The sequence below is a fragment of the Asticcacaulis tiandongensis genome (assembly GCF_006475605.1).
Taxonomy (GTDB): domain Bacteria; phylum Pseudomonadota; class Alphaproteobacteria; order Caulobacterales; family Caulobacteraceae; genus Asticcacaulis; species Asticcacaulis tiandongensis.
Window position 1 is genome coordinate 184,934 of sequence record NZ_SSBC01000010.1, and the last position, 18,239, is coordinate 203,172.

An 18,239-nucleotide genomic window follows, 5' to 3' on the forward strand; every position below is an offset into this window, starting at 1 on the left:
GGTGCGAACACACAATACTGTATCTTTATTGAGTACAGTTTGTGTGGAGTTATTATGTCTGCCCCTTATAAAATTCTGGCGATTACCGGTTCCCTGCGTAAGGCCTCGTTTAATACGGCACTTTTGAATACGCTGGCGGCTACCGATTATGACGGCCTTAAAGTCGAAGTGGCCGACATCAGCGAAATTCCCCTGTATAATCAGGACATCGATGTTGAGCCGGTATTGCCTGCCATACAGACCCTGCGCGATCAGGTTGCGGCTGCCGATGCCCTGATCATTGCCAGCCCGGAATATAATTACACCATGTCGGGTGTGATTAAAAACATCATCGACTGGCTGTCACGTCCCTATGGCAAGGCCGCAGTGGTTGGTAAACCGATACTGATTATTACGACTTCGCCCGGTTCGACCGGCGGCGTGCGGGCGCAATCGCCAATTCGCAGCACGCTTGCGGCTATTGGTGCCTATCCGCTTGGGGGCGCCGAGGTCATTATTGCCGCGGTAGATAAGAAAATAACTGATGGGCGTTTCACAGACGAAGCCAATCTGACATTTATCGCTGAGAGCCTCGAACGGCTTAAGGCTGAAATCAGGGTACGTCAGGCGGCCTAAAGGCGCTCGACAGGGCTTACAAAATCAAGGCTAAATAGGGCATTCTCCGTAAGGGTGATGCCCTTTGTTTTTTAGCGGATCAGGAATGGATATGAAGCCCTTTGTCTTGTCGTTCAAAGCCGCCTGTCTGGCGACGGTTCTTCTGACGCCGCTGGCACAGGCCGAACCGCTTAAGCCCTTCACCTATCAGGACATGGTGTCGCTTGACCGGATGTCCGGCCTGACGCTTGATGCCACCGGTCGTTATGCGGCGTTTCAGGTGCGGGCCACCGACCTTGAGGCCAACAGGGGCGTAACGTCACTGTGGGTTAAGGATGTCGATCATCCGCAAACCGTTGAATACCGTCTGGCGATATCCGACGGCGGTGCCTTTGCGCCGCAATGGGGGAGGGATGGGGCGCTGTATTTTCTTTCTGCCCGCTCAGGGTCGGTGCAGGTGTGGAAAACCGACCTCAAAGGCACAAAGGCCACGCAGGTTACCGATCTGCCACTGGGGGTAGGGTCATATAAGCTGTCGCCGGACGCGAAGGGCCTGATTGTGTCTCTTTCGGTATTTCCGGAATGCCATACCGATCCTGAAGGGGAAATCGGCTGCACCTTGCGGCGTGAGGCTGAGCAAAAAGCATCAAAAACCAGCGGCGTGATCTATGATCGTCTGTTTGTACGCCATTGGGATGAATGGAAAGATGGCACGCGCAACCATCTGTTTTATATCTCATTTGCCGGTGGTGAGCCTCTGGCCCTGACTGGTGGTTTTGATGGGGATGTGCCGTCAAAACCGTTCGGCGACGAAAGTGAGTATAGTTTTTCACCTGACGGGCGCAGAGTATTTTTCTCAGGCCGCGTGGCCGGACAGGATGAGCCGCGTTCGACCAATTTCGACATTTACCAGATCGATCTGGTGCATCCGCAAGACATTGCCTTTAATCCGAACCTGTTGCGGGCGGTGCATCTGACCAATCTGACCGAAGCCAATAAGGCGTGGGATACCGGCGCGGTGGTATCGCCGGATGGGCGGACACTGGCCTATCGCGCCATGAAGCGTCCGGGGTTTGAGGCCGATCAGTTTGGCATCTATCTCAAAGACCTCGTAAGCGGTGAAACCCGCCGTATTGCCGCCGACTGGGATCGCTCGGCCGATAGCCTTGAGTGGTCAGAAGATGGTCAGAGCCTGTTTGTCATCGCGCAAGATGTCGGCATTACGCGGCTGTTCCGTATTGATGTGGCGACGCAAACGGTAACGCCACTGTCAGCCTCAGGTCGCATCGATGCTTTTGCGCAGAAAGATGACGGCTTTGTTTTCCTGAAGAACAGCCTGAACCGTCCGGCGCAGCTTTATCGTCAGGCCCCACGCGATATGTTCATAGATCATGAACCTCAGGCCATGACGCAGATCAATAATGACGTCCTGCATAACCGCACCTTTGGCGCCTATGAGCAGTTCAGCTTCAAAGGCTGGAACGATGAAACCGTCTATGGCTATGTCATCAAACCGGCAAACTTTATTGAGGGGAAAAAGTACCCTATAGCCTTCCTGATCCATGGCGGGCCGCAAGGGTCGTTTTCGGATTCATGGTCCTATCGCTGGAATCCTGCGACCTATGCCGGTGAAGGCTTTGCTGTGGTGATGATCGATTTCCACGGCTCAACCGGCTACGGGCAGGCCTTTACCGATTCGATTACACAGCACTGGGGCGATCGGCCGCTTGAGGACCTGCAAAAAGGCTATGCCCACGCACTTAAGGCCTATCCGTTCCTTGATGCGGATCGGGCCTGTGCGCTGGGTGGTTCCTATGGCGGCTATATGGTCAACTGGATCGCCAGCCAGTGGAAAGACCCGTGGAAGTGTCTGGTCAACCATAATGGCGTGTTTGATACGCGCGGCATGGGCTATGCCACTGAGGAACTGTGGTTCTCTGAGTGGGAGAACGGCGGGGACGTTTATAATCACGCCGAAAACTACGATAAATTCAATCCGGCACTGCATGCCAAGGACTGGTCGGTGCCGATGCTGGTTATCCATTCTGACAATGATTTCCGAGTCATGCCGGAACAGGGGATAGGCACCTTTACCGCCCTTCAGATGAACGGCGTCAAATCAAGGATGCTGCGCTTTCCCGATGAAAATCACTGGGTGCTCAAGCCGCATAATTCGCTGAAATGGCACCAGACGGTGTTTGACTGGCTTAAGGAACATACAGAGGCGGGCCAGTAAGATGGTCTCACGCAGGGGGATGATGATCGGAGGGCTAACCACAGCGGGTATAGCTGCTGGGGTGGGGGGACTGTCACTATTGGCGCTACCATCCACAGGCTGTGCCTGTTTACCAGAAGTGTTTCCCGAGATTTCTAAAATTGAGGAAGAGACGGGGCTGACAATCGGGGTACACATTGCCGGTCGCTCGCTGTTCGCCGGTTACCGTGATTATCATCGCTTTGCCCTGTGTTCGACCTTTAAATGGATGCTGGCGGCGACTGTCCTGCGTGAGGTGCAACAGAACCGCCTTGGGCTTGATCAGATGATTAGTTTCGGTAAGGCTGATCTGGTGCCGCACGCGCCGGTCACCGAAAAATATCTCGCGGATGGCAGGCTTACGGTTGAGCAGCTTTGTCACGCCATATTGGTCCATAGCGACAATGTGGCGGCTAATCTTTTGCTGAGGCAGATCGGTGGCCCTGAGGCTGTGACGCAGTTCTGTCGGGATAATGGAGACACGGTCACACGCCTTGATCGCTATGAAACGGAACTCAACAGTAATCTGTCGGGCGACGAACGCGACACGACTACGCCGGAAGCGATGTCCCAACTGATGCAGCGTGTCTTCACAGGTGAGTCACTAAGTCGCAGCCATACAAGACGAATTGAGAACTGGATGCGCGAATCCCAGACCGGTAAGGCGATGATCCATGCGGGGGCGCCTGAAAATGCCGTTGTTGCCGATAAAACCGGACGCGGAGCCAATGGCGCGGTCAATGATGTGGCCATCATTCGTATGCCGAAATATGGTCCGTTATTCCTCAGCATCTATACGACGGGAGGCACCCTGACGGCTGAGCAGCATAATGCGGTCATTGCCAATCTGACCACTTACATATTCAAAAAGTTGCGTCTTAAGGCATAAACTGTCTGGCCATTTTGGCGTTAATCAGCATATCCCGTTCCCCATAGGTGTCGGACGGTTCAATCTGGCTGTCCTCATGCCATTCGTTGAAGGATACCAGCAATACCCAATCAGGTCTGGCGTCAATTGCTGCCAGCCAGAATTTCGCAAGGGTTTCGCCATTATCGCGTGGCACGACGGGGCGTTTTTTGCCGCGCCCCAGTTCGCGATCATCGAAGGCCGGTAATAGGGTGGCGGTGGTGCGCACCAGAGGCGGGTTTTTTTGTGCCTCAACCCAGTTTTTGTAAAACCGTCCGCGCCACAGGCTGCGGCTCAGGCGCCATTCAGCGGCTTCGAATTGGATGGAGTAGATATGCAGAATGTCATAATGCGGCGTGCGTTCTTCTATTTCCTCAAGCGTGTTGGCCGTTCCCGCAAAGTAAAAGGCTTCACCCAATTGCGATCTGACCGCCTCACGCGCCTTTTGCCACCCTTCAAGGCCTATGGTCTGGATCACCCGATCAAACAGAAAAAGCACCGGTCGCCCATCGACCTTCAGCCAGGCGGGATGATCGGCATAGCGTTTATGCAGATAGGCGATATCTTCGACCAGCATCTCTACGGTTTCGGCCCGCTCAATATAGGCGGTAGCCGTTAAGCCCTGTGCGGCCAGCACTTTAAGAAACGGGCCTAACTGTTTGTCCGTGTGATCGTTTTGTCCCCACCACGAGCAGATAAGCCCCGTCAGACCGGCTCTTTTGGCCTCATCGGCATGGCGCTGCATGACCTTTGGATCAAGGCTGTCATACAGGCCTGATGCTGGATAGTCCGGCGATTCCTCAAGCGTACGCGCCTTAAGGTCGGGATTGAGCCAGTGCTGATAGCTGCCGCTGATATCGGGGGTCGCATACCAGCCATAATAGAAAGCCAGAATCTCCTTGCGACGGCTCTGGGCAAGGGCGCGGTCGAATACGGGGCCAATAAAGGGCAGGGCGCACAGGGCGGCCAGCAGATGTCGGCGGTTCATGTGCCCTTGCCTTTCATTGTATGGCCTTTCGCTTTTTTGCGGATTTCCTTGAGTTTTATGCCCTGACGCAATGACAGAGTGCCATTCATCGCGCCCTTGTCCGGATCGGCAAAGGCGCGGCCATAGGTTTTTACACGCTCGGACACAGTGTCGATAAAGTCGGTTTCCCATTCCGACAGATCGACACCGGCCTCAGCCGCCGCCAGCCTTGCCCGCTCCAGCGCCCTGAGCGTTGATTTCTGCAGGGCCTTTTTCTGATCGGCAGAGGTAGGGGGCGCTGCCTTTAGCGCGGTACGGCTTTGCAGGGGGGCTTTGGACTGCAAGGGGGCTTTCTGGCGCAGGGGCTTACGTGGCGTTTTTGAACTAAACGCCATAAGTCTGTCCGCTCAGATTAGGATAGGTGCCCATACCGTCCATAAGAAACGGTAATTGCATAAAACGTCAAGGTGACGCCTATAGCCCGCCAATAGCCGAGAGATAAAGATCGAGCAGGGCTTCTTCTTCCTCGCGCTTGATTCTGTCCTGCTTACGCAGGCGGACGATCTTGCGCAGGATTTTCACGTCAAAGCCTTCGCCCTTGGCTTCATCATAGACTTCCTTGAGGTCAGCGCTGATGGCGGCCTTGTCTTCCTCAAGACGCTCGACGCGCTCGATGATGGTGCGCAGACGCCCCTGGGCGGCAGCGGTGATGACGTCGGGGTGATTGGAATCTTCGGACATTAAGGAAACCTGTGAAAGCTGTGGCTTAACCATAAGGCCTCAGGGCCTGAGCCTCAATCCGCAAGCCACCGGATTTATGGGGATAGCTTGTGGATGAAATGACATGCAAAAAGCGCTTAAAGCCGGTGCTCTAAGCGCTTTTTGAATTGGTCGCACAAAACGTGCGCGCTATATTAGCCTTGCTTGGCTTTAAAGCGCGGATCGGTCTTGTTGATGACATAGACCACGCCCTTGCGGCGCACGATCTTGCAGTCCCGGTGACGGGTCTTAAGCGACTTGAGCGAGCTACGGACTTTCATGGTCCCAACCTGACTTGTTAAATAAAAAAACCTGAGCCCGGTCAGTCATGCGAAACACGTCTTACAGGCGTTGTGAGGGCGGGTGCTTAACGGAAAGGCTGGCGCAAGTCAACGCGGCCGTAACGGTTTTTGCACATTTCACTAAACGAGGGGGGCAAAAATCAGCCGGGCAATGCGTTTGCCCAGATATTTTATTCTTGTTTAAAAAATAAACCTGTTTATATATCGACGATATGTGAGCATCGGGGTGTGCTCAGTCAGGAGAATAAAATGACGGATGTGAACCGTTTTCATGCGCTGGATGCTGTGCGGGCAGGGGCGTTGTTTCTGGGTATCGGCGTACATGCCGCACTGGCCTATACCGAGCCACATTTCTGGGTGGTCAATGATGAGACCTCGTCGCCGGTCATGGCGGCGGTGTTTTTCCTGATACATATATTCCGTATGAGCCTGTTTTTTGTACTGGCGGGCTTTTTCGCGCGACTGGTCTATGAGAAGCGCGGGGCGGCAGGTTTTATGACTAATCGCCTGAAGCGGGTTGGCTTGCCGCTGGTGATCTTCTGGCTGCCGGTTATGGCCTCAATTGTGGCCCTGCTGATTTTTGCAGCCCTCAAGGCGCATCCTGAACTGGCCGGACAGGCGCCGCCGCCACAACCGCCCCTGACTATATCGACCTTTCCGCTGGCCCATCTGTGGTTTTTGTATCTGCTTCTGTGGTTCTATGCGGCAGCGGTCATTTTATGCGGGCTTGCGGCCCTTATTGACCGTGGCCAATATCTGAGACGGGGAGTGGATGGCCTGATCACCGCCATATTACGCTTTCATCTGGGGCCGCTGGTGCTGGGGCTGCCGTTGTTTGCCTTGTTAATGGTGACGCCGGTCTGGGGCTATTGGGGCGGCATTCCGACACCCGATATCGGCCTGATGCCCAATAATCTGGCGCTGGTGGCCTATGGCACGGCCTTTGGTTTCGGCTGGGTGCTGCATCGTCTGCAAGACTGCCTGCGGTACCTGAAACAAGGCTGGGCGGGTTATGTCCTGCTGGGGGTGATCTGTTCGGCCTGGTGTCTAAAGGAAGCCGGTCTGGTTCCGACCTATGAAAGCGTGGCAGGCAAGGCTATGCCGGTCTATGCGCTGGCCTATGTGGTAGCGATCTGGTCATGGGTTCTGGGGCTTACGGGCATGGCCCTGAGTCTCCTGTCACGCCCGAGTTCTTTCTGGCGGTTCGCGGCCGATTCGTCCTATTGGGTCTATATCGTGCATCTGCCACTGGTTTTGCTGGGTCAGTATCTGCTGATGGGGGTAGCCTTGCCGGCGCTGGTCAAGTTCGCTCTTGTGGTGGCGGGCACGGCGATTGTGGCCCTTGTCAGTTACAGATATCAGGTGCGTTATACTATCATCGGGCGCTTGTTGAATGGTAGGCGCGCCCGTCCACAGGGTTTGTCTCAGGAGGCAGGTCAATGACCGAAAATCATCAGGCATCAGTCTCCGAAAACCTGAAGGATATCGCCTATGTACGGTCTCTGGTTGGGGAGGGCACGCGCGCGCAACTTAATGGCGGGGTCGTGCTGATAGCGGGGGGCGTGCTCTATGGCCTGCAATGTCTGGTGCACTGGCTTCATTTTGCGGGATTGTATGCCTTCAGCGATATGGCCCATTTGATCAACGGCATACTGCCTACCGTCCTGTTTCTGATCGTCGTAGCGGTGGTCATGTGGCGTGACCGGCGGGTGAAGCATTCCGGCGTCGCGACACGCGCGCTCAATGCGGCCTTTGGCGGGGCAGGGCTGGCCAATCTCATCATGAATCTGGTGTTCGGTTATGTCGCCTTCAAATACCAGATGTGGCTGATATGGATGCTCTATCCGGCGGTGCTGTGTGCGCTTTTGGGGGCGGCTCTCTATGTCGCCTATATGATCCGGCGTAAGGGGTGGCTGGCTCTGGTGGCGGGAGGGTGGTTTGTGACCGCGCTGCTTCTGGCCTGGCGGATCGAGACGGCGGAATATATGCTGATCCTTTCGGCGGCCCTGTTCGGATTAATGGCTGTACCCGGCTATATCATGATGCGTCAGGCGCGGCAGGCAGTGCAGGCGTAAATATGGCTGGCTTTAATATCAAGCGTCTGGATGAGGCGATACACGGGCGGTTGCGTCTGGGGATCATGGCCTATTTGATGGATGCCGAGGTGGCGGATTTCAACGAGCTGAAAGCGGTTTTGGAGGCCACTCAGGGCAATCTGTCGGTGCACCTGCGTAAACTTGAAGAGGCGGGATATGTTGACATCCAGAAGGGGTATCAGGGGCGCAAACCCCTGACCCGGGTGCTGGTCACGCCTGCGGGCCGTAAGGCCTTTGCCGATTATCTTGAGGTTCTGGCGGCGCTTGTGGACACCGGCGATAAATAAGGCCCCAATAAATAACAGTTATGTTATCTGCCGCGGCTTGGAAACCGCCACAATCCTGCGATAAGGAATCGGGCCAGATTTAACAGCAGGAAATATTGCCCGTGACCAAAGGCACTTTGATGATGACCAGCCGTATTGTGACCTTATGTCTGTTTCTGGGGGCATGTTCGACGGCGGCCAGCACACCGGACACGGCGCAAACTCCGACCCTGAACCCTCAGCCTGCCCCCCCGCAGACGTCGCCTCTGGTGAGTGAAGCGCCCTATGAGGCCTGGAAGCGCAGCTTTATCGATAAGGCCGTGGCGCGCGGGTTTGAGCGCGGGTTTGTCGAACTTCAGCTCAGGGATGTCGTGCCTCAGGCCTCGGTCGTGCGTGCCGATACCTCACAGCCGGAATTTTCCCGCCCCGTCAGTGTCTATATCCGCAATGCGGTGTCTCAGGGACGCATCGACGGCGGGCGCACACGCCTTGCGGCTAATGCCCATGTGCCGACCATTGAAAATACCTATGGCGTGCCTGCGGCGATCTTAGGCGGCATTTGGGGCATGGAAAGCGACTTTGGTCGCGTGCAGGGCGATATTGATGTTGTCACGGCCTTTGCTACGCTGGCCTTTGACGGACGTCGCCGCGACTGGGCGGAAACGCAACTGCTCTATACCCTGACCGCCATTCGTGACGGCAAGGCGACGCGTGAGCGCCTCAAGGGCTCCTGGGCGGGGGCCATGGGCCAGACGCAGTTCCTGCCGGAAAACTATCTGAAATTGGCGGTTGATGGCGATAATGATGGCGTCATCGATATATGGGCGTCAGAATCTGATTCGCTGGCGTCTGCGGCAAATCTGCTGAGTAAGGCGGGCTGGCAGCGCGGTCAGGCCTGGGCCGTCGAAGTCACCTTGCCGACAGACTTTGACTACTATCTGGCGGAAACCGAAAGCCAGACGCCTGTGTGGTGGGCTGAACGCGGGATTATACGCGCTGATGGTGCCGCATGGACCGAAGGCGAAAAGGCGGTCAATGCAACCCTGATTCTGCCTGCCGGTGCCAAGGGGCCTGCGTTTCTCGCACTGCCTAATCATTATGTGATCCGCAAATATAATAATTCGACGGCCTATGCCCTGGCGGTTGGTTTCATCGCCGATGGTATTGCCGGAAAACCGGCCCTCAAAACCCCGTGGCCCGCTGAGCAGCCCCTTTCACTTGATCAGCGTAAAAACACGCAGATGGCGCTTAATGCGCTCGGTTTTAATGCCGGAACGGTCGATGGAGTTGTCGGCGTAGGTACCCGTAAGGCGTTGCGCGAATGGCAAAAGGCCAATGGCCGGCCAGCGGATGGCTATCTGACGCCGGAACTGGCCGAAGAACTGAGGCTTAAAATCCCTGCGGGATACTAAGGTTAATTAGCATTCCGTCGCGCACTTTTGGAGGTGTGTTTAAACCTGCCTTAATGATTAATCCTTAGGGTAAACGCCGTACAGGGCTTGGGATAGCGGCGTTTAATGTTTCAGATTATCGGTATTGTGCTCCTTTTCGGGGCCGTGTTCGGCAGTTATATCGCCTTCGGCGGTAAGATGGATCCTATTATTCATGCCGCGCCGCATGAACTTATCGCCATTGGGGGCGCGGCTATCGCGGCGACCCTGATCGGTAATTCCCTGACAACCCTCAAAGGTATTGCCGGTTCCTTCGGTAAGGTGTTTTCCGGGCCGAAATGGAAGGGAACGGACTATAAGGACCTGTTGTCGCTTCTGTTCCTGCTGACCAAGACCATGAAATCCAAAGGCGTTATCGCGCTTGAGAGCCATATCGAAAAGCCTGCTGAATCAACCATTTTCAACCGCTTCCCGCGCATCATGAAGGATCACTTCGCGGTGGACTTCATCTGTGACACCTTGCGTATGATGACCATGAACCTCGAAGACCCGCATCAGGTCGAAGACGCCATGGAAAAGCAGTTGGAAAAGCACCACCATGAAGCGCTTGAGCCATCTCATGCCCTTCAAAACATGGCTGATGCCCTTCCGGCGCTGGGTATTGTTGCTGCCGTTCTGGGGGTTATCAAGACCATGGCGTCGATCACCGAACCGCCCGAAGTGTTGGGCGCGTTGATCGGCGGGGCGCTGGTGGGGACGTTCCTTGGGGTGTTTATGGCCTATGGTCTGGTGGGGCCTTTTGCCTCACGTATGGGGGCTGTGGTCAACGAAGAGGGTTCGTTCTACAAGATCATTCAGGCCGTTCTGGTGGCGCATTTACACGGAAACGCAGCGCAGATTTCGGTTGAAATCGGACGCGGCCATATCCCGACACCGCTGCAACCGACCTTCCTTGAGATGGAAGAAGCCCTGAATAATATCCCTGCCGATTCGTGATCACGAAACGTGATCGCGAGGGGTGTGGGGGCGCTTTTTGGGTGGGGTTGACCTTTTTGTCACGCTTTTTTAAGCGTTAAACGGCGTTTTTTCAGCTTTTTTTCCGTTATTTTGCTTTATTTTAGGCCAATGTTTGACCCATAGGGCAGGTTTTGATCACATATTTGTGAGAATCCCTCTTGCGGAAAACACCGGAATTATCGTATGACTATGGTCGGGCGCAGAGATAGCCTTTAGCGCTCTAACGTTAGAATTAAGGATCTGGATCCATGACCTCCGAAATCATCCGTAAAGCCCTGATCGCTGCTGCTGCTGTTGCTGCTCTTTCGGTTGCCGCTTGTTCGCAACCAGCCGCTACTGAAGCTGCTGACACCGCTTCTGAAGCTGCTGTTGACGCTTCTGCTGACGCTTCTGCTGCTGTTGAAGCCGCTTCTGAAGCGGCTTCGGCTGCTACCGACGCAGCTGTTGACGCTGCTGCCGCTTCGGTTGCTGCTCAATAATCAATCGCGCCTTTCATGGCGCTTTGATTGAGTTTATGAAAAGAGGAATGTCCCGCGGGCATTCCTCTTTTTTTGTTATTCAGGATGTGTGTCAGGTGAGCGAAAGCCATGATCCCGGTCTTTATTTCGCTGAGGATGGTCAGCCACGTTCGGAACGGTTTGGCGATATCTATTACTCGCTTGAGGACGGCCTGAGTGAAACCCGTGCGGTGTTCCTTAAGGGCTGTCATATGCCTGAGATATGGGCTGGACGGCCACAGTTTACGGTAGGGGAACTGGGGTTCGGGACAGGGCTGAATATTTGCGCCCTGATGGCTTTGTGGGCAGAGAATCGTCCGCAGGACGGGCACCTGCATATATTTTCGGTCGAAGGCTTTCTGATGCAGGCGCATGAGGCGCGTCAGGCCCTGAGCGCCTGGCCGGAACTGGCTGCATTTAGTGAGGCCATACTGGCGCAGTGGCCACCGCATCGGCGCGGCTTTCATCATATGTCTTTCCCGCAGTGGGGCGTCAGTCTGACTCTGGCGTTGATGGAGGTGCGGGATGCGCTTGATAACTGGTGTGGTCAGGCGGATGCGTGGTTCCTTGACGGGTTCTCGCCGGCGCTTAATCCGGACATGTGGGCCGAGGATGTATTGCAGCGCATCGGCCAGCACACGGTGACGGGTGGCCGTCTGGCGACCTTCACGGTGGCGGGTGGCGTGCGGCGCGGGCTTGAGGCGGCGGGTTTTGTGCCGCGCAAGGTGCCGGGCTTTGGTAAAAAGCGTGAGCAGCTGGAAGCGGTGCATCAACCTGATGCGGGCATTGAGGTTTCGACCTCACGGCCCGCACGTGTGGCGATCATAGGCGCAGGCATTGCCGGTCTTTCGGTAGCCCATGCCCTGGAAGACGTGGGTATTAAGGCCGATATTTTCGACGCAAATGGGCTGGGGGGCGGCGCTTCGGGGAATCGGGCAGGCTTGATGACGCCGCGTCTTGATGCCGGTGGTGGCGTGATCAGCCAATTGTTTGCCGATGCTTTTTATTATTCGCACGGGCTTTATCGGCGGCTTTGTCCTGAGGCTATTCTGTCAGAAGGCGTCAGGCAAAGACCTTCCGGCCCGCGCGATATGGGGCGGTTCCAAAAGATCGCGCAACAGGCCTGTTTTGCCCCTGACGATTTAGTGGCTGATGACGACGGGTTGTCGATGCGTAAAGCGCTGGCGATTGCGCCGCTTAAGGTGCTGGAGGCGTTAAAGGGGACGCAGGCTCTCATTATTGAGGGGATCACGCATATTGATCGTCAGGCAGACGGGTGGTGTTTACGGGGCCATAAAACCCACGGCGGCTATGACCAGCTCTATCTTACCTGCGGGGACGGGGTGTTTGATCTCAGGCCGGATGTCACTGAGCGCCTTGATCTCAGGCCGGTGCGCGGACAGATTGAAATGGCGCAATCAACCAAAAGGTCACCTCAGGCGACAGCCTGGGGCGGCTATTATGTGCCGGTGCCGGAGGGCTATGTCTTTGGCTCAACCCATATCCGTGGTGACCGGCAAACGGATTTAAGGACTGAGGATCGTCTGTATAACCTCAATACCCTGACGCAGGTTTTTCCGGATGAGGCGGCTGTCGCGCCCGATGAACTGACGTCACGCGCCTCGGTTCGGGTTACGACACGCGATCATCTGCCGGTCATGGGACAGGTGGAGGAGGGGCTTTTTGTGCTGACAGGGCTTGGGGCGCGTGGCTTTTGTCTTGGCCCGCTTCTGGGGCGGGCACTGGTGTGTCAGGCGTTGAAGGTGCCGTCGCCTTTAAGCCACAGTGCCCGACAAATACTAAGGATCGAAAGGTTTTAGCGGAAGGGAAACGCCACGGCCATAGCTTAGTCATTAAATGGCCGGAATTCGGGTATTCCGTAGAGGCTGAAGCGTAAAGGATTTACTTTGCGATTACCTGCAAAGAGGCTCTGTACCCAAATGCCGAAGCAAAAATTTGTAAAAACACTGGCGGTTCTGGCCCCTTGTGCCCTGCTGATTACAGGACTGGGCTTTGCTCAGGCGCAAACGTCGGAAAAACCGGCGGCCAAGCCGCGTGAGATTTCCCAGTGCTTTCGTACGAATGACATACGCGGGTTTGACAATGACGACCGGCGCAAGCTGATTGTTGAAACCTATAGCGGTGATTTCTACGAACTGGGGTTGATGGGCGGTTGCATGGATATTGACCATGCCATGAAGCTTGGCTTCCGCGGACGCAATGGTTCGGATCGTGTCTGCGGCGGATTTGATGCCGAAATCCTCTATCGTGAACTCGGCAGCGGGCGTTTGAGCCGCTGTCAGGTGACCAATGTGCGGCCCTTTACCCACGAAGAAAATGAAGCGCGTAAAATCGAGTTTGGCCGCAAAAAACCTGACAAAGGATAGATCACATGCGTTTTCCTAAGGTACAGATACTGATGGCCGGGGGCGTAGCGGCGCTGATGCTCGGGGCCTTTGCCGCCGGTGAGCGTCCTGTCGCGACGACTGAGCCGCGGCTTGACAACAAACAATGCGTCGATGCCGGTCGCCTGATGACCAAGCGCGTGGTCGACAAGCAGACCCTGTTTGTCGAAGACGGCGGGCGGGCGGCCCTGCTTACACTTTCGTCCCCTTGTGCGAATCTGGATGAGCTGGACAAGATCGGTTTCGAATTTAACGGATCTTCGATGATTTGCGATAAGCGGGATGTGAAAATTCTCTATTCCCGTTTTTCCGAAAAGCCTGTGCGTTGCCTGATCTCAAAGGTCACACCGCTGACGCCTGAGCAGGCCAAGGCCTATTAATTCATCCGGAGTATGCGTTACATGTCGAAGTTGTTGAAATCCAATGGCGGATGGATGGCCTGTGCGGCGGGGGTGGCTGTGGCGTTATCAGCCATGGTTGTGGCGCCAAGTCTGGCGCAGGCCCCTGCCTCAGACGAAGCCGGAAAGCCTGAGATTCGGGCTTGTGTTAACGGGGCAGGCGCGGATACGCATGTGCTTGATGAAAAGACCTTGCTGATTACCGACCACAACCGCAGCGCTGTGAGGGTTGAAGTGGCCGGTTGTCGCCTCAATCCACATGACCCGCTGATTTTCAAGTATCGTGGCACCACCCAGATTTGCGATCCGATCGATGTCGATGTATCGGTGCGCAGTCCGGGTGGTTTCCAAAGCCCCTGCTTTGCGCAATCGGTCACCCCGGTTTCGGTTGAGGAAGCCAAGCAGCTGTCAAAGCAGAAGTTTGAGAGCCATCGGAAATAGAATCAGGCCGTAGGGCTGTCCTGAAGCGGACGGTGCGGATTGGGGAACACAGACTCTACGCTTAACTGAAATACAGAGGCGATGCGGTAGGCGAGATCGAGCGATGGATCGTGTTTGTCGCTTTCGATGGCGATCACCGCCTGACGGGACACCCCAATCAGGGCGGCCAGATCAGCCTGTGTCAGGCCGCGTTCTGCGCGCAATTCACGTAAACTGTTTTTCATTTCGCATGCCTGACAAACGGACAGATCAGGGCAAAACTGGCCCAGAACATGGGGTACACCAGATAGAGCGGAATCTGTGGAGCCTGAGCGAAGTTTTCGGCAAACCCCCAGAAGGTGCAGATAAACAAAACCATGCCCGTCGCCAGTATGAAGCGGTGGCTCATCAGGCCGCGGATATATTCGTCGGCTTCTTTCATGTAGCGCATAACGACATGGATGGTGCCGCCTATGGGCAGGCTGGGCAGGATAGCAACGGCGTATAGCACAATGCCTTCGGGGTGATACTGCCGGATGAAGGTGATGGAGGCTATCAGGCAGACGGCATAGAGCAGCATCCACACGGTCATGCCGATAGTGTAGCGGGCAAGCGGGGTTTTCAGGTTCATTGAGGTTGTCCTTCAGAATGGGAAAGACATCCGGCCGGATGTAAGGCAAAGCTTACATTGCAAAAAATGTAAAGTCAACCTGACATTAAAAAGAAATGTCAGGCTGGTTTTACATGAGGGGTGGGCTTAACTCAGATAATAGAGGGCGCTGGCGTGCGGCTTAAGTTCTGCGGTCAGAGCCATGTCGATGTCGCCCAAATTTTCGCCCGTCCACAGGTTACGGGCCTTGAGGCGGATGGGGAGGTTCAGCGCCTTAAGGGGCTGGCTGATGGTCAGGGGCGCGTCTGAAATATTGAACAAGGCGAGATAATGCCCGTTATCGTCCTGAGCGGTCCAGACGACGGCCTTGCCGTCATTGGAGACGGGCCGGTTGCCGTAGCTATGCTGATTGAGGCGAATGACCTCAGGATTGGTGAGCAGGGCCAATGTCGGCGCATCGAGGTGGCGCAGATCGCCGCCCATGATCAATGGCGAGCGCGCGATTGACCACAGGGACATGACGGTTTGCTGCTCATCAGGGGTAAAACGCGTCTGGCGGCTGCCCATGGCCAGCATCCCCAGCGGCAGCATATCGGCATCGGGCCATGCGCCGGACTTGCGATAGGGATTCCAGTTCTCAAGGCGTTTGAACTGATCAAACAGCAGTTCCCATTCATCCCAGAAATCGTCTGAAATACGCCACATCTGGGCATGTTCGGCCACGTGTGCGGCCCATTTCAGGTCGGTTTCACCGGGCGACAGGCTCAGGGTCATCGGGCGGCCTGAGGCCTTGATGGCCTTATGGATGGCTTCGACCTCGGCCCAGTTATTGCCATAGGGACGGCTGAGGTCATCGACCTTGACGAAATCTATGTCCCAGTCGGCAAATAGCTTAAAGACCGAATTGTAATAGGCCTGTGCGCCGTCTTTGGACATATCGACGCCGTACATGTCGGTATTCCAGGTGCAGGTTGAATTGGGGTTACCTATGTCGCGGGCGCGAACCTGGGTGCCGAAAACCTTGAGGTTACGCTCATAGGCCAAACGCGGAATGCCGCGCATAAGGTGGACGCCGAATTTCAGGCCAAGGCTATGGACATAATCGGCCAGCGGCTTGAAACCGGCACCATTGGCAGACGAGGGGAAGCGGTTGACGGCAGGCCACAGGCGACCAAATTCGTCCATCGTCAGCTCAGCCCCCGGACGATAGTCATAGCCGGTGGCATTGGGTTCATACCATTGAATATCAACGGTAAACACATCGTAGCCTGAGGGCAGCAATTTGTCGGCCATGATGGCTGCGTTTTCGCGCGACTGGGTCTCGGTGATGGTGGTGGCAAACGAATTCCAGCTATTCCAGCCCATAGGCGGGGTAGGCGCTAAAGACGCTTTGGCGGGCTTTGGCTGCGCCGAGGCCGCTGAGGCGAGCAGCGGCAGGCTTCCGGCGCCGAACATCATGGCGCGGCGGTCAAATTTCACAGACATAAGACACGTTCCCTGTAGGTTTGTTTTGTCTGAGTATTGACGGTTTGGCCGCGCTTGCCAACTCTTTTCAGTCGTTGCGTTTCAGATAGTTTTTAATGATATCGAACAAGGGGTTGTCGCGTTTGAATTCATCGCTGCGGCCTTGTTCAGTCATCCAGTAGAACTGACCGGATTTAAGGTCAGGCGAGAGTTCGTAATCCATGCCGTCCCAGACGTCCTCGCGGAAGCTGTAGAAGGCCCAGTGCATCTGACGGTACTCAAGCCTTGTGAGGACATCCTCAAGATAGGTGCCGCAGTCGGCCCACAGGCGCATACAGCCAAACTCACCGGCCACAAGGCGGTTTGTAGGGATATTGTGTTTGGCAGCCCAATGCACAGGGGCGTCTATGTGCGCCCAGACGGCGAGTTGGGTCCACTTCTTCTGTTCAAGCTCTGTGCCGGGATAGCGGTAAGGTATCCGGCGCTGCATATTTGGCGCTGAGGTGGCCTCATAGGGTTCATACATATGAAAGGCATATAGGGTGCGCTGATCCTTAAGGGCGCGCGGCCAGTAGCCAAAGGTGCGGGCGTCGGCATACCAGCCGGCATCGACCATTACGGGCGTGAGGGGGTCAACCTTGCGTATAGCGTCTGTTGTCTGGTCGTAGAACTTCAGGAGGTCGCGGGAGCTGCCCTGATGCTGTGTGTACCATGCATCCATAGCGGCGTAGTCACTATGTTGTTCAAGGCTGCTTTTGTGTTCTGGCACCGGTTCGTTGATCAGGTTATAGGCGGCGATGGCCGGATGGTCTTTGAGGGCGGCGGCAAGATCGCCCCAGAATCGTATGGCGGGTTCCTGCCAGACCTCCTCGCGCCACAGACGGCTGTCGTACTTGCCGTCAGGGGTTTGTTGGGCCCAGCGTGTGCCGGGTATGCCCAGCGGCACAATGACGACCTTAAGGTTTGCCGCATGGGCGCGATCCAGCGTATCGGTGAGAACCTTCAGGTCGGAGGTCACCAGTCCCTGATAATTATCTATATCCCCTATCAGGAAATCGCGGCCTTCGCCTTTCCATTTGCTGAAGGTCAGGCGCACCCATGTGGCCCCCGTGGCCGAGAGGGCGTCGAAATAAGCCTGATCGGGCGGTAAGCCGTTAAAGCTGTTGGCCCCGCGTTGAGGTGTGCCCCAAAATCCTATAAGGTCAGCTGCCTTTAAGGGGGTCGAGAGGGTGGCTATTAAAGTTACCGTTAGGGTCAATAATCTGGATAGTTTGGCTAAACATTTCCTGAGGGCGGTGTTGTGGTCGTATTGATGTAATGGAACGGATCTAAGGGGCCAGACCATGATATTTCCTGCCTGTGTGGCTTTTGATTTCCGTCATTATAGAGGCTTTCGGCTGGTTTGTATGCGGATTATCCGGGTCACCCTCAGAGGGACATTGTTAAGCTGGGGGAAGGTTTTGAATGTACATGTTTTCTAAACTGAAGCTTATTTTTATTGACAATAATAGTGTTATATAAAACTTATGTAGTCGTCTTTTAATTGTACCCCTATCTGATTTGTACCCCAGGAGAAGTTATGAGTGATGCCCATCCGTCCGCTCCGCAATCCCGTTTGAGCGAAGCGGAACAGCATATCCTGAATGCCATTTCCGAAATCCGTTTCGGGACAGTGGAGGTCGTCATTCATGACTCTCGTATCGTGCAGATCGAGAAGAGCGAAAAGTTCCGTTTCGATAGTAAAAAAACGTCTGAAGCCTGAGGGGGCGAACCTGAAACCTGTCCCCGAAGTCGCAGGGCTTCCGCGTAGAGTCATCCAGTAAGCGCATTCTTTCCTATCCGTTTTGTCCCTCCGGTTTGCATAGCCGGAGACCGTCAGACTGTGACCAGAA

At 55.4% G+C, this 18,239-nt stretch carries 22 protein-coding genes; 14 read left to right on the forward strand and 8 right to left on the reverse strand.

The features are described 5' to 3' along the window. Positions 1-54: 54 nt before the first annotated feature. From E5201_RS04875 to bla, 3 genes are all read left to right on the forward strand, one after another. The gene (locus tag E5201_RS04875) at positions 55-615 is read left to right on the forward strand and encodes an NADPH-dependent FMN reductase (RefSeq protein WP_140984883.1); all 561 of its coding nucleotides are present in this window, start codon (positions 55-57) and stop codon (positions 613-615) included. Positions 616-706: 91 nt separating this feature from the next. Further along, positions 707-2,830 carry a S9 family peptidase gene (locus E5201_RS04880; protein ID WP_140984884.1) on the forward strand — a complete coding sequence of 708 codons (2,124 nt, stop codon included), beginning with the start codon at positions 707-709 and terminating at the stop codon, positions 2,828-2,830. Positions 2,831-2,909: 79 nt separating this feature from the next. Next, a complete protein-coding gene (bla, locus tag E5201_RS04885; protein WP_181404544.1) occupies positions 2,910-3,737 on the forward strand; it encodes a class A beta-lactamase in 828 nt (275 codons plus the stop codon). Here bla and E5201_RS04890 read toward each other — a convergent pair. The 4 genes from E5201_RS04890 to ykgO all read right to left on the reverse strand — a co-directional run bounded on the left by E5201_RS04890 (position 3,727) and on the right by ykgO (position 5,762). After that, the gene (locus E5201_RS04890) at positions 3,727-4,743 is read right to left on the reverse strand and encodes a glycoside hydrolase family 71/99 protein (RefSeq protein WP_140984886.1); all 1,017 of its coding nucleotides are present in this window, start codon (positions 4,741-4,743) and stop codon (positions 3,727-3,729) included. The two genes, bla and E5201_RS04890, sit on opposite strands and share 11 nt — an antisense overlap. Then, positions 4,740-5,117, reverse strand: a complete 378-nt coding sequence (locus E5201_RS04895) for a hypothetical protein (protein WP_140984887.1) — start codon at positions 5,115-5,117, stop codon at positions 4,740-4,742. The genes E5201_RS04890 and E5201_RS04895 overlap by 4 nt, the downstream gene beginning before the upstream one ends. A gap of 79 nt (positions 5,118-5,196) precedes the next feature. Beyond that, positions 5,197-5,463 (reverse strand): nucleoid-associated protein GapR, encoded by a 267-nt coding sequence (gapR, locus tag E5201_RS04900; RefSeq protein WP_140984888.1) that lies wholly within the window; start codon positions 5,461-5,463, stop codon positions 5,197-5,199. A 173-nt stretch (positions 5,464-5,636) separates the two neighbouring features. After that, a complete protein-coding gene (gene ykgO, locus E5201_RS04905; protein WP_013479043.1) occupies positions 5,637-5,762 on the reverse strand; it encodes a type B 50S ribosomal protein L36 in 126 nt (41 codons plus the stop codon). A 270-nt stretch (positions 5,763-6,032) separates the two neighbouring features. On the opposite strand from ykgO, the gene E5201_RS04910 reads away from it, so the two are divergent. The 10 genes from E5201_RS04910 (at position 6,033) to E5201_RS04955 (ending at position 14,294) form a co-directional block, all read left to right on the forward strand. Further along, positions 6,033-7,226: an acyltransferase family protein gene (locus E5201_RS04910; RefSeq protein WP_140984889.1), complete on the forward strand. Its 1,194-nt coding sequence runs from the start codon at positions 6,033-6,035 to the stop codon at positions 7,224-7,226. Further along, positions 7,223-7,858 carry a hypothetical protein gene (locus tag E5201_RS04915; protein ID WP_140984890.1) on the forward strand — a complete coding sequence of 212 codons (636 nt, stop codon included), beginning with the start codon at positions 7,223-7,225 and terminating at the stop codon, positions 7,856-7,858. The genes E5201_RS04910 and E5201_RS04915 overlap by 4 nt, the downstream gene beginning before the upstream one ends. 2 nt (positions 7,859-7,860) lie before the next feature. Continuing rightward, a complete protein-coding gene (locus E5201_RS04920) occupies positions 7,861-8,166 on the forward strand; it encodes a winged helix-turn-helix domain-containing protein (RefSeq protein ID WP_140984891.1) in 306 nt (101 codons plus the stop codon). A 122-nt stretch (positions 8,167-8,288) separates the two neighbouring features. Then, complete coding sequence (locus E5201_RS04925) at positions 8,289-9,557, forward strand: lytic murein transglycosylase (protein ID WP_140986046.1); 1,269 nt, start codon at positions 8,289-8,291, stop codon at positions 9,555-9,557. Positions 9,558-9,662: 105 nt separating this feature from the next. Further along, on the forward strand, positions 9,663-10,532 hold the full coding sequence (gene motA, locus E5201_RS04930; protein ID WP_140984892.1) for a flagellar motor stator protein MotA: 870 nt from the start codon (positions 9,663-9,665) through the stop codon (positions 10,530-10,532). A gap of 269 nt (positions 10,533-10,801) precedes the next feature. Further along, complete coding sequence (locus tag E5201_RS04935; RefSeq protein WP_140984893.1) at positions 10,802-11,032, forward strand: hypothetical protein; 231 nt, start codon at positions 10,802-10,804, stop codon at positions 11,030-11,032. Between the two features lie 95 nt (positions 11,033-11,127). After that, the gene (gene mnmC2, locus E5201_RS04940) at positions 11,128-12,870 is read left to right on the forward strand and encodes a tRNA (5-methylaminomethyl-2-thiouridine)(34)-methyltransferase MnmC2 (protein WP_246050399.1); all 1,743 of its coding nucleotides are present in this window, start codon (positions 11,128-11,130) and stop codon (positions 12,868-12,870) included. Positions 12,871-12,990: 120 nt separating this feature from the next. Next, on the forward strand, positions 12,991-13,437 hold the full coding sequence (locus tag E5201_RS04945) for a DUF6491 family protein (RefSeq protein ID WP_140984895.1): 447 nt from the start codon (positions 12,991-12,993) through the stop codon (positions 13,435-13,437). Positions 13,438-13,442: 5 nt separating this feature from the next. Continuing rightward, positions 13,443-13,835: a DUF6491 family protein gene (locus E5201_RS04950; RefSeq protein ID WP_140984896.1), complete on the forward strand. Its 393-nt coding sequence runs from the start codon at positions 13,443-13,445 to the stop codon at positions 13,833-13,835. A gap of 21 nt (positions 13,836-13,856) precedes the next feature. Further along, positions 13,857-14,294 (forward strand): hypothetical protein, encoded by a 438-nt coding sequence (locus E5201_RS04955; protein ID WP_140984897.1) that lies wholly within the window; start codon positions 13,857-13,859, stop codon positions 14,292-14,294. 2 nt (positions 14,295-14,296) lie between these two features. On the opposite strand, the gene E5201_RS04960 is transcribed toward E5201_RS04955, so the two are convergent. The 4 genes from E5201_RS04960 to E5201_RS04975 all read right to left on the reverse strand — a co-directional run bounded on the left by E5201_RS04960 (position 14,297) and on the right by E5201_RS04975 (position 17,605). After that, positions 14,297-14,518 (reverse strand): helix-turn-helix transcriptional regulator, encoded by a 222-nt coding sequence (locus E5201_RS04960; RefSeq protein WP_140984898.1) that lies wholly within the window; start codon positions 14,516-14,518, stop codon positions 14,297-14,299. After that, positions 14,515-14,904: a hypothetical protein gene (locus tag E5201_RS04965; protein WP_140984899.1), complete on the reverse strand. Its 390-nt coding sequence runs from the start codon at positions 14,902-14,904 to the stop codon at positions 14,515-14,517. The genes E5201_RS04960 and E5201_RS04965 overlap by 4 nt, the downstream gene beginning before the upstream one ends. A 126-nt stretch (positions 14,905-15,030) precedes the next feature. Next, the gene (locus tag E5201_RS04970) at positions 15,031-16,368 is read right to left on the reverse strand and encodes a glycoside hydrolase family 27 protein (protein WP_140984900.1); all 1,338 of its coding nucleotides are present in this window, start codon (positions 16,366-16,368) and stop codon (positions 15,031-15,033) included. 67 nt (positions 16,369-16,435) lie between these two features. After that, a complete protein-coding gene (locus E5201_RS04975; protein WP_246050400.1) occupies positions 16,436-17,605 on the reverse strand; it encodes a glycoside hydrolase family 5 protein in 1,170 nt (389 codons plus the stop codon). A gap of 321 nt (positions 17,606-17,926) precedes the next feature. Here E5201_RS04975 and E5201_RS04980 point away from each other — a divergent pair, with 321 nt between their 5' ends. Continuing rightward, complete coding sequence (locus E5201_RS04980; RefSeq protein ID WP_140984902.1) at positions 17,927-18,109, forward strand: YezD family protein; 183 nt, start codon at positions 17,927-17,929, stop codon at positions 18,107-18,109. Positions 18,110-18,239 lie beyond the last annotated feature (130 nt).

Bases quoted from the DNA above. Each gene is read 5' to 3' on its own strand.
- E5201_RS04880 (WP_140984884.1), top strand. From the start codon at position 707: ATGAAGCCCTTTGTCTTGTCGTTCAAAGCCGCCTGTCTGGCGACGGTT.
- E5201_RS04980 (WP_140984902.1), top strand. From the start codon at position 17,927: ATGAGTGATGCCCATCCGTCCGCTCCGCAATCCCGTTTGAGCGAAGCG.
- E5201_RS04950 (WP_140984896.1), top strand. From the start codon at position 13,443: ATGCGTTTTCCTAAGGTACAGATACTGATGGCCGGGGGCGTAGCGGCG.
- E5201_RS04910 (WP_140984889.1), top strand. From the start codon at position 6,033: ATGACGGATGTGAACCGTTTTCATGCGCTGGATGCTGTGCGGGCAGGG.
- E5201_RS04890 (WP_140984886.1), bottom strand. From the start codon at position 4,743: ATGAACCGCCGACATCTGCTGGCCGCCCTGTGCGCCCTGCCCTTTATT.
- E5201_RS04915 (WP_140984890.1), top strand. From the start codon at position 7,223: ATGACCGAAAATCATCAGGCATCAGTCTCCGAAAACCTGAAGGATATC.
- E5201_RS04875 (WP_140984883.1), top strand. From the start codon at position 55: ATGTCTGCCCCTTATAAAATTCTGGCGATTACCGGTTCCCTGCGTAAG.
- E5201_RS04920 (WP_140984891.1), top strand. From the start codon at position 7,861: ATGGCTGGCTTTAATATCAAGCGTCTGGATGAGGCGATACACGGGCGG.
- E5201_RS04925 (WP_140986046.1), top strand. From the start codon at position 8,289: ATGACCAGCCGTATTGTGACCTTATGTCTGTTTCTGGGGGCATGTTCG.
- E5201_RS04965 (WP_140984899.1), bottom strand. From the start codon at position 14,904: ATGAACCTGAAAACCCCGCTTGCCCGCTACACTATCGGCATGACCGTG.
- E5201_RS04935 (WP_140984893.1), top strand. From the start codon at position 10,802: ATGACCTCCGAAATCATCCGTAAAGCCCTGATCGCTGCTGCTGCTGTT.
- motA (WP_140984892.1), top strand. From the start codon at position 9,663: ATGTTTCAGATTATCGGTATTGTGCTCCTTTTCGGGGCCGTGTTCGGC.
- E5201_RS04955 (WP_140984897.1), top strand. From the start codon at position 13,857: ATGTCGAAGTTGTTGAAATCCAATGGCGGATGGATGGCCTGTGCGGCG.
- E5201_RS04970 (WP_140984900.1), bottom strand. From the start codon at position 16,368: ATGTCTGTGAAATTTGACCGCCGCGCCATGATGTTCGGCGCCGGAAGC.
- E5201_RS04960 (WP_140984898.1), bottom strand. From the start codon at position 14,518: ATGAAAAACAGTTTACGTGAATTGCGCGCAGAACGCGGCCTGACACAG.
- E5201_RS04945 (WP_140984895.1), top strand. From the start codon at position 12,991: ATGCCGAAGCAAAAATTTGTAAAAACACTGGCGGTTCTGGCCCCTTGT.
- gapR (WP_140984888.1), bottom strand. From the start codon at position 5,463: ATGTCCGAAGATTCCAATCACCCCGACGTCATCACCGCTGCCGCCCAG.
- ykgO (WP_013479043.1), bottom strand. From the start codon at position 5,762: ATGAAAGTCCGTAGCTCGCTCAAGTCGCTTAAGACCCGTCACCGGGAC.
- E5201_RS04895 (WP_140984887.1), bottom strand. From the start codon at position 5,117: ATGGCGTTTAGTTCAAAAACGCCACGTAAGCCCCTGCGCCAGAAAGCC.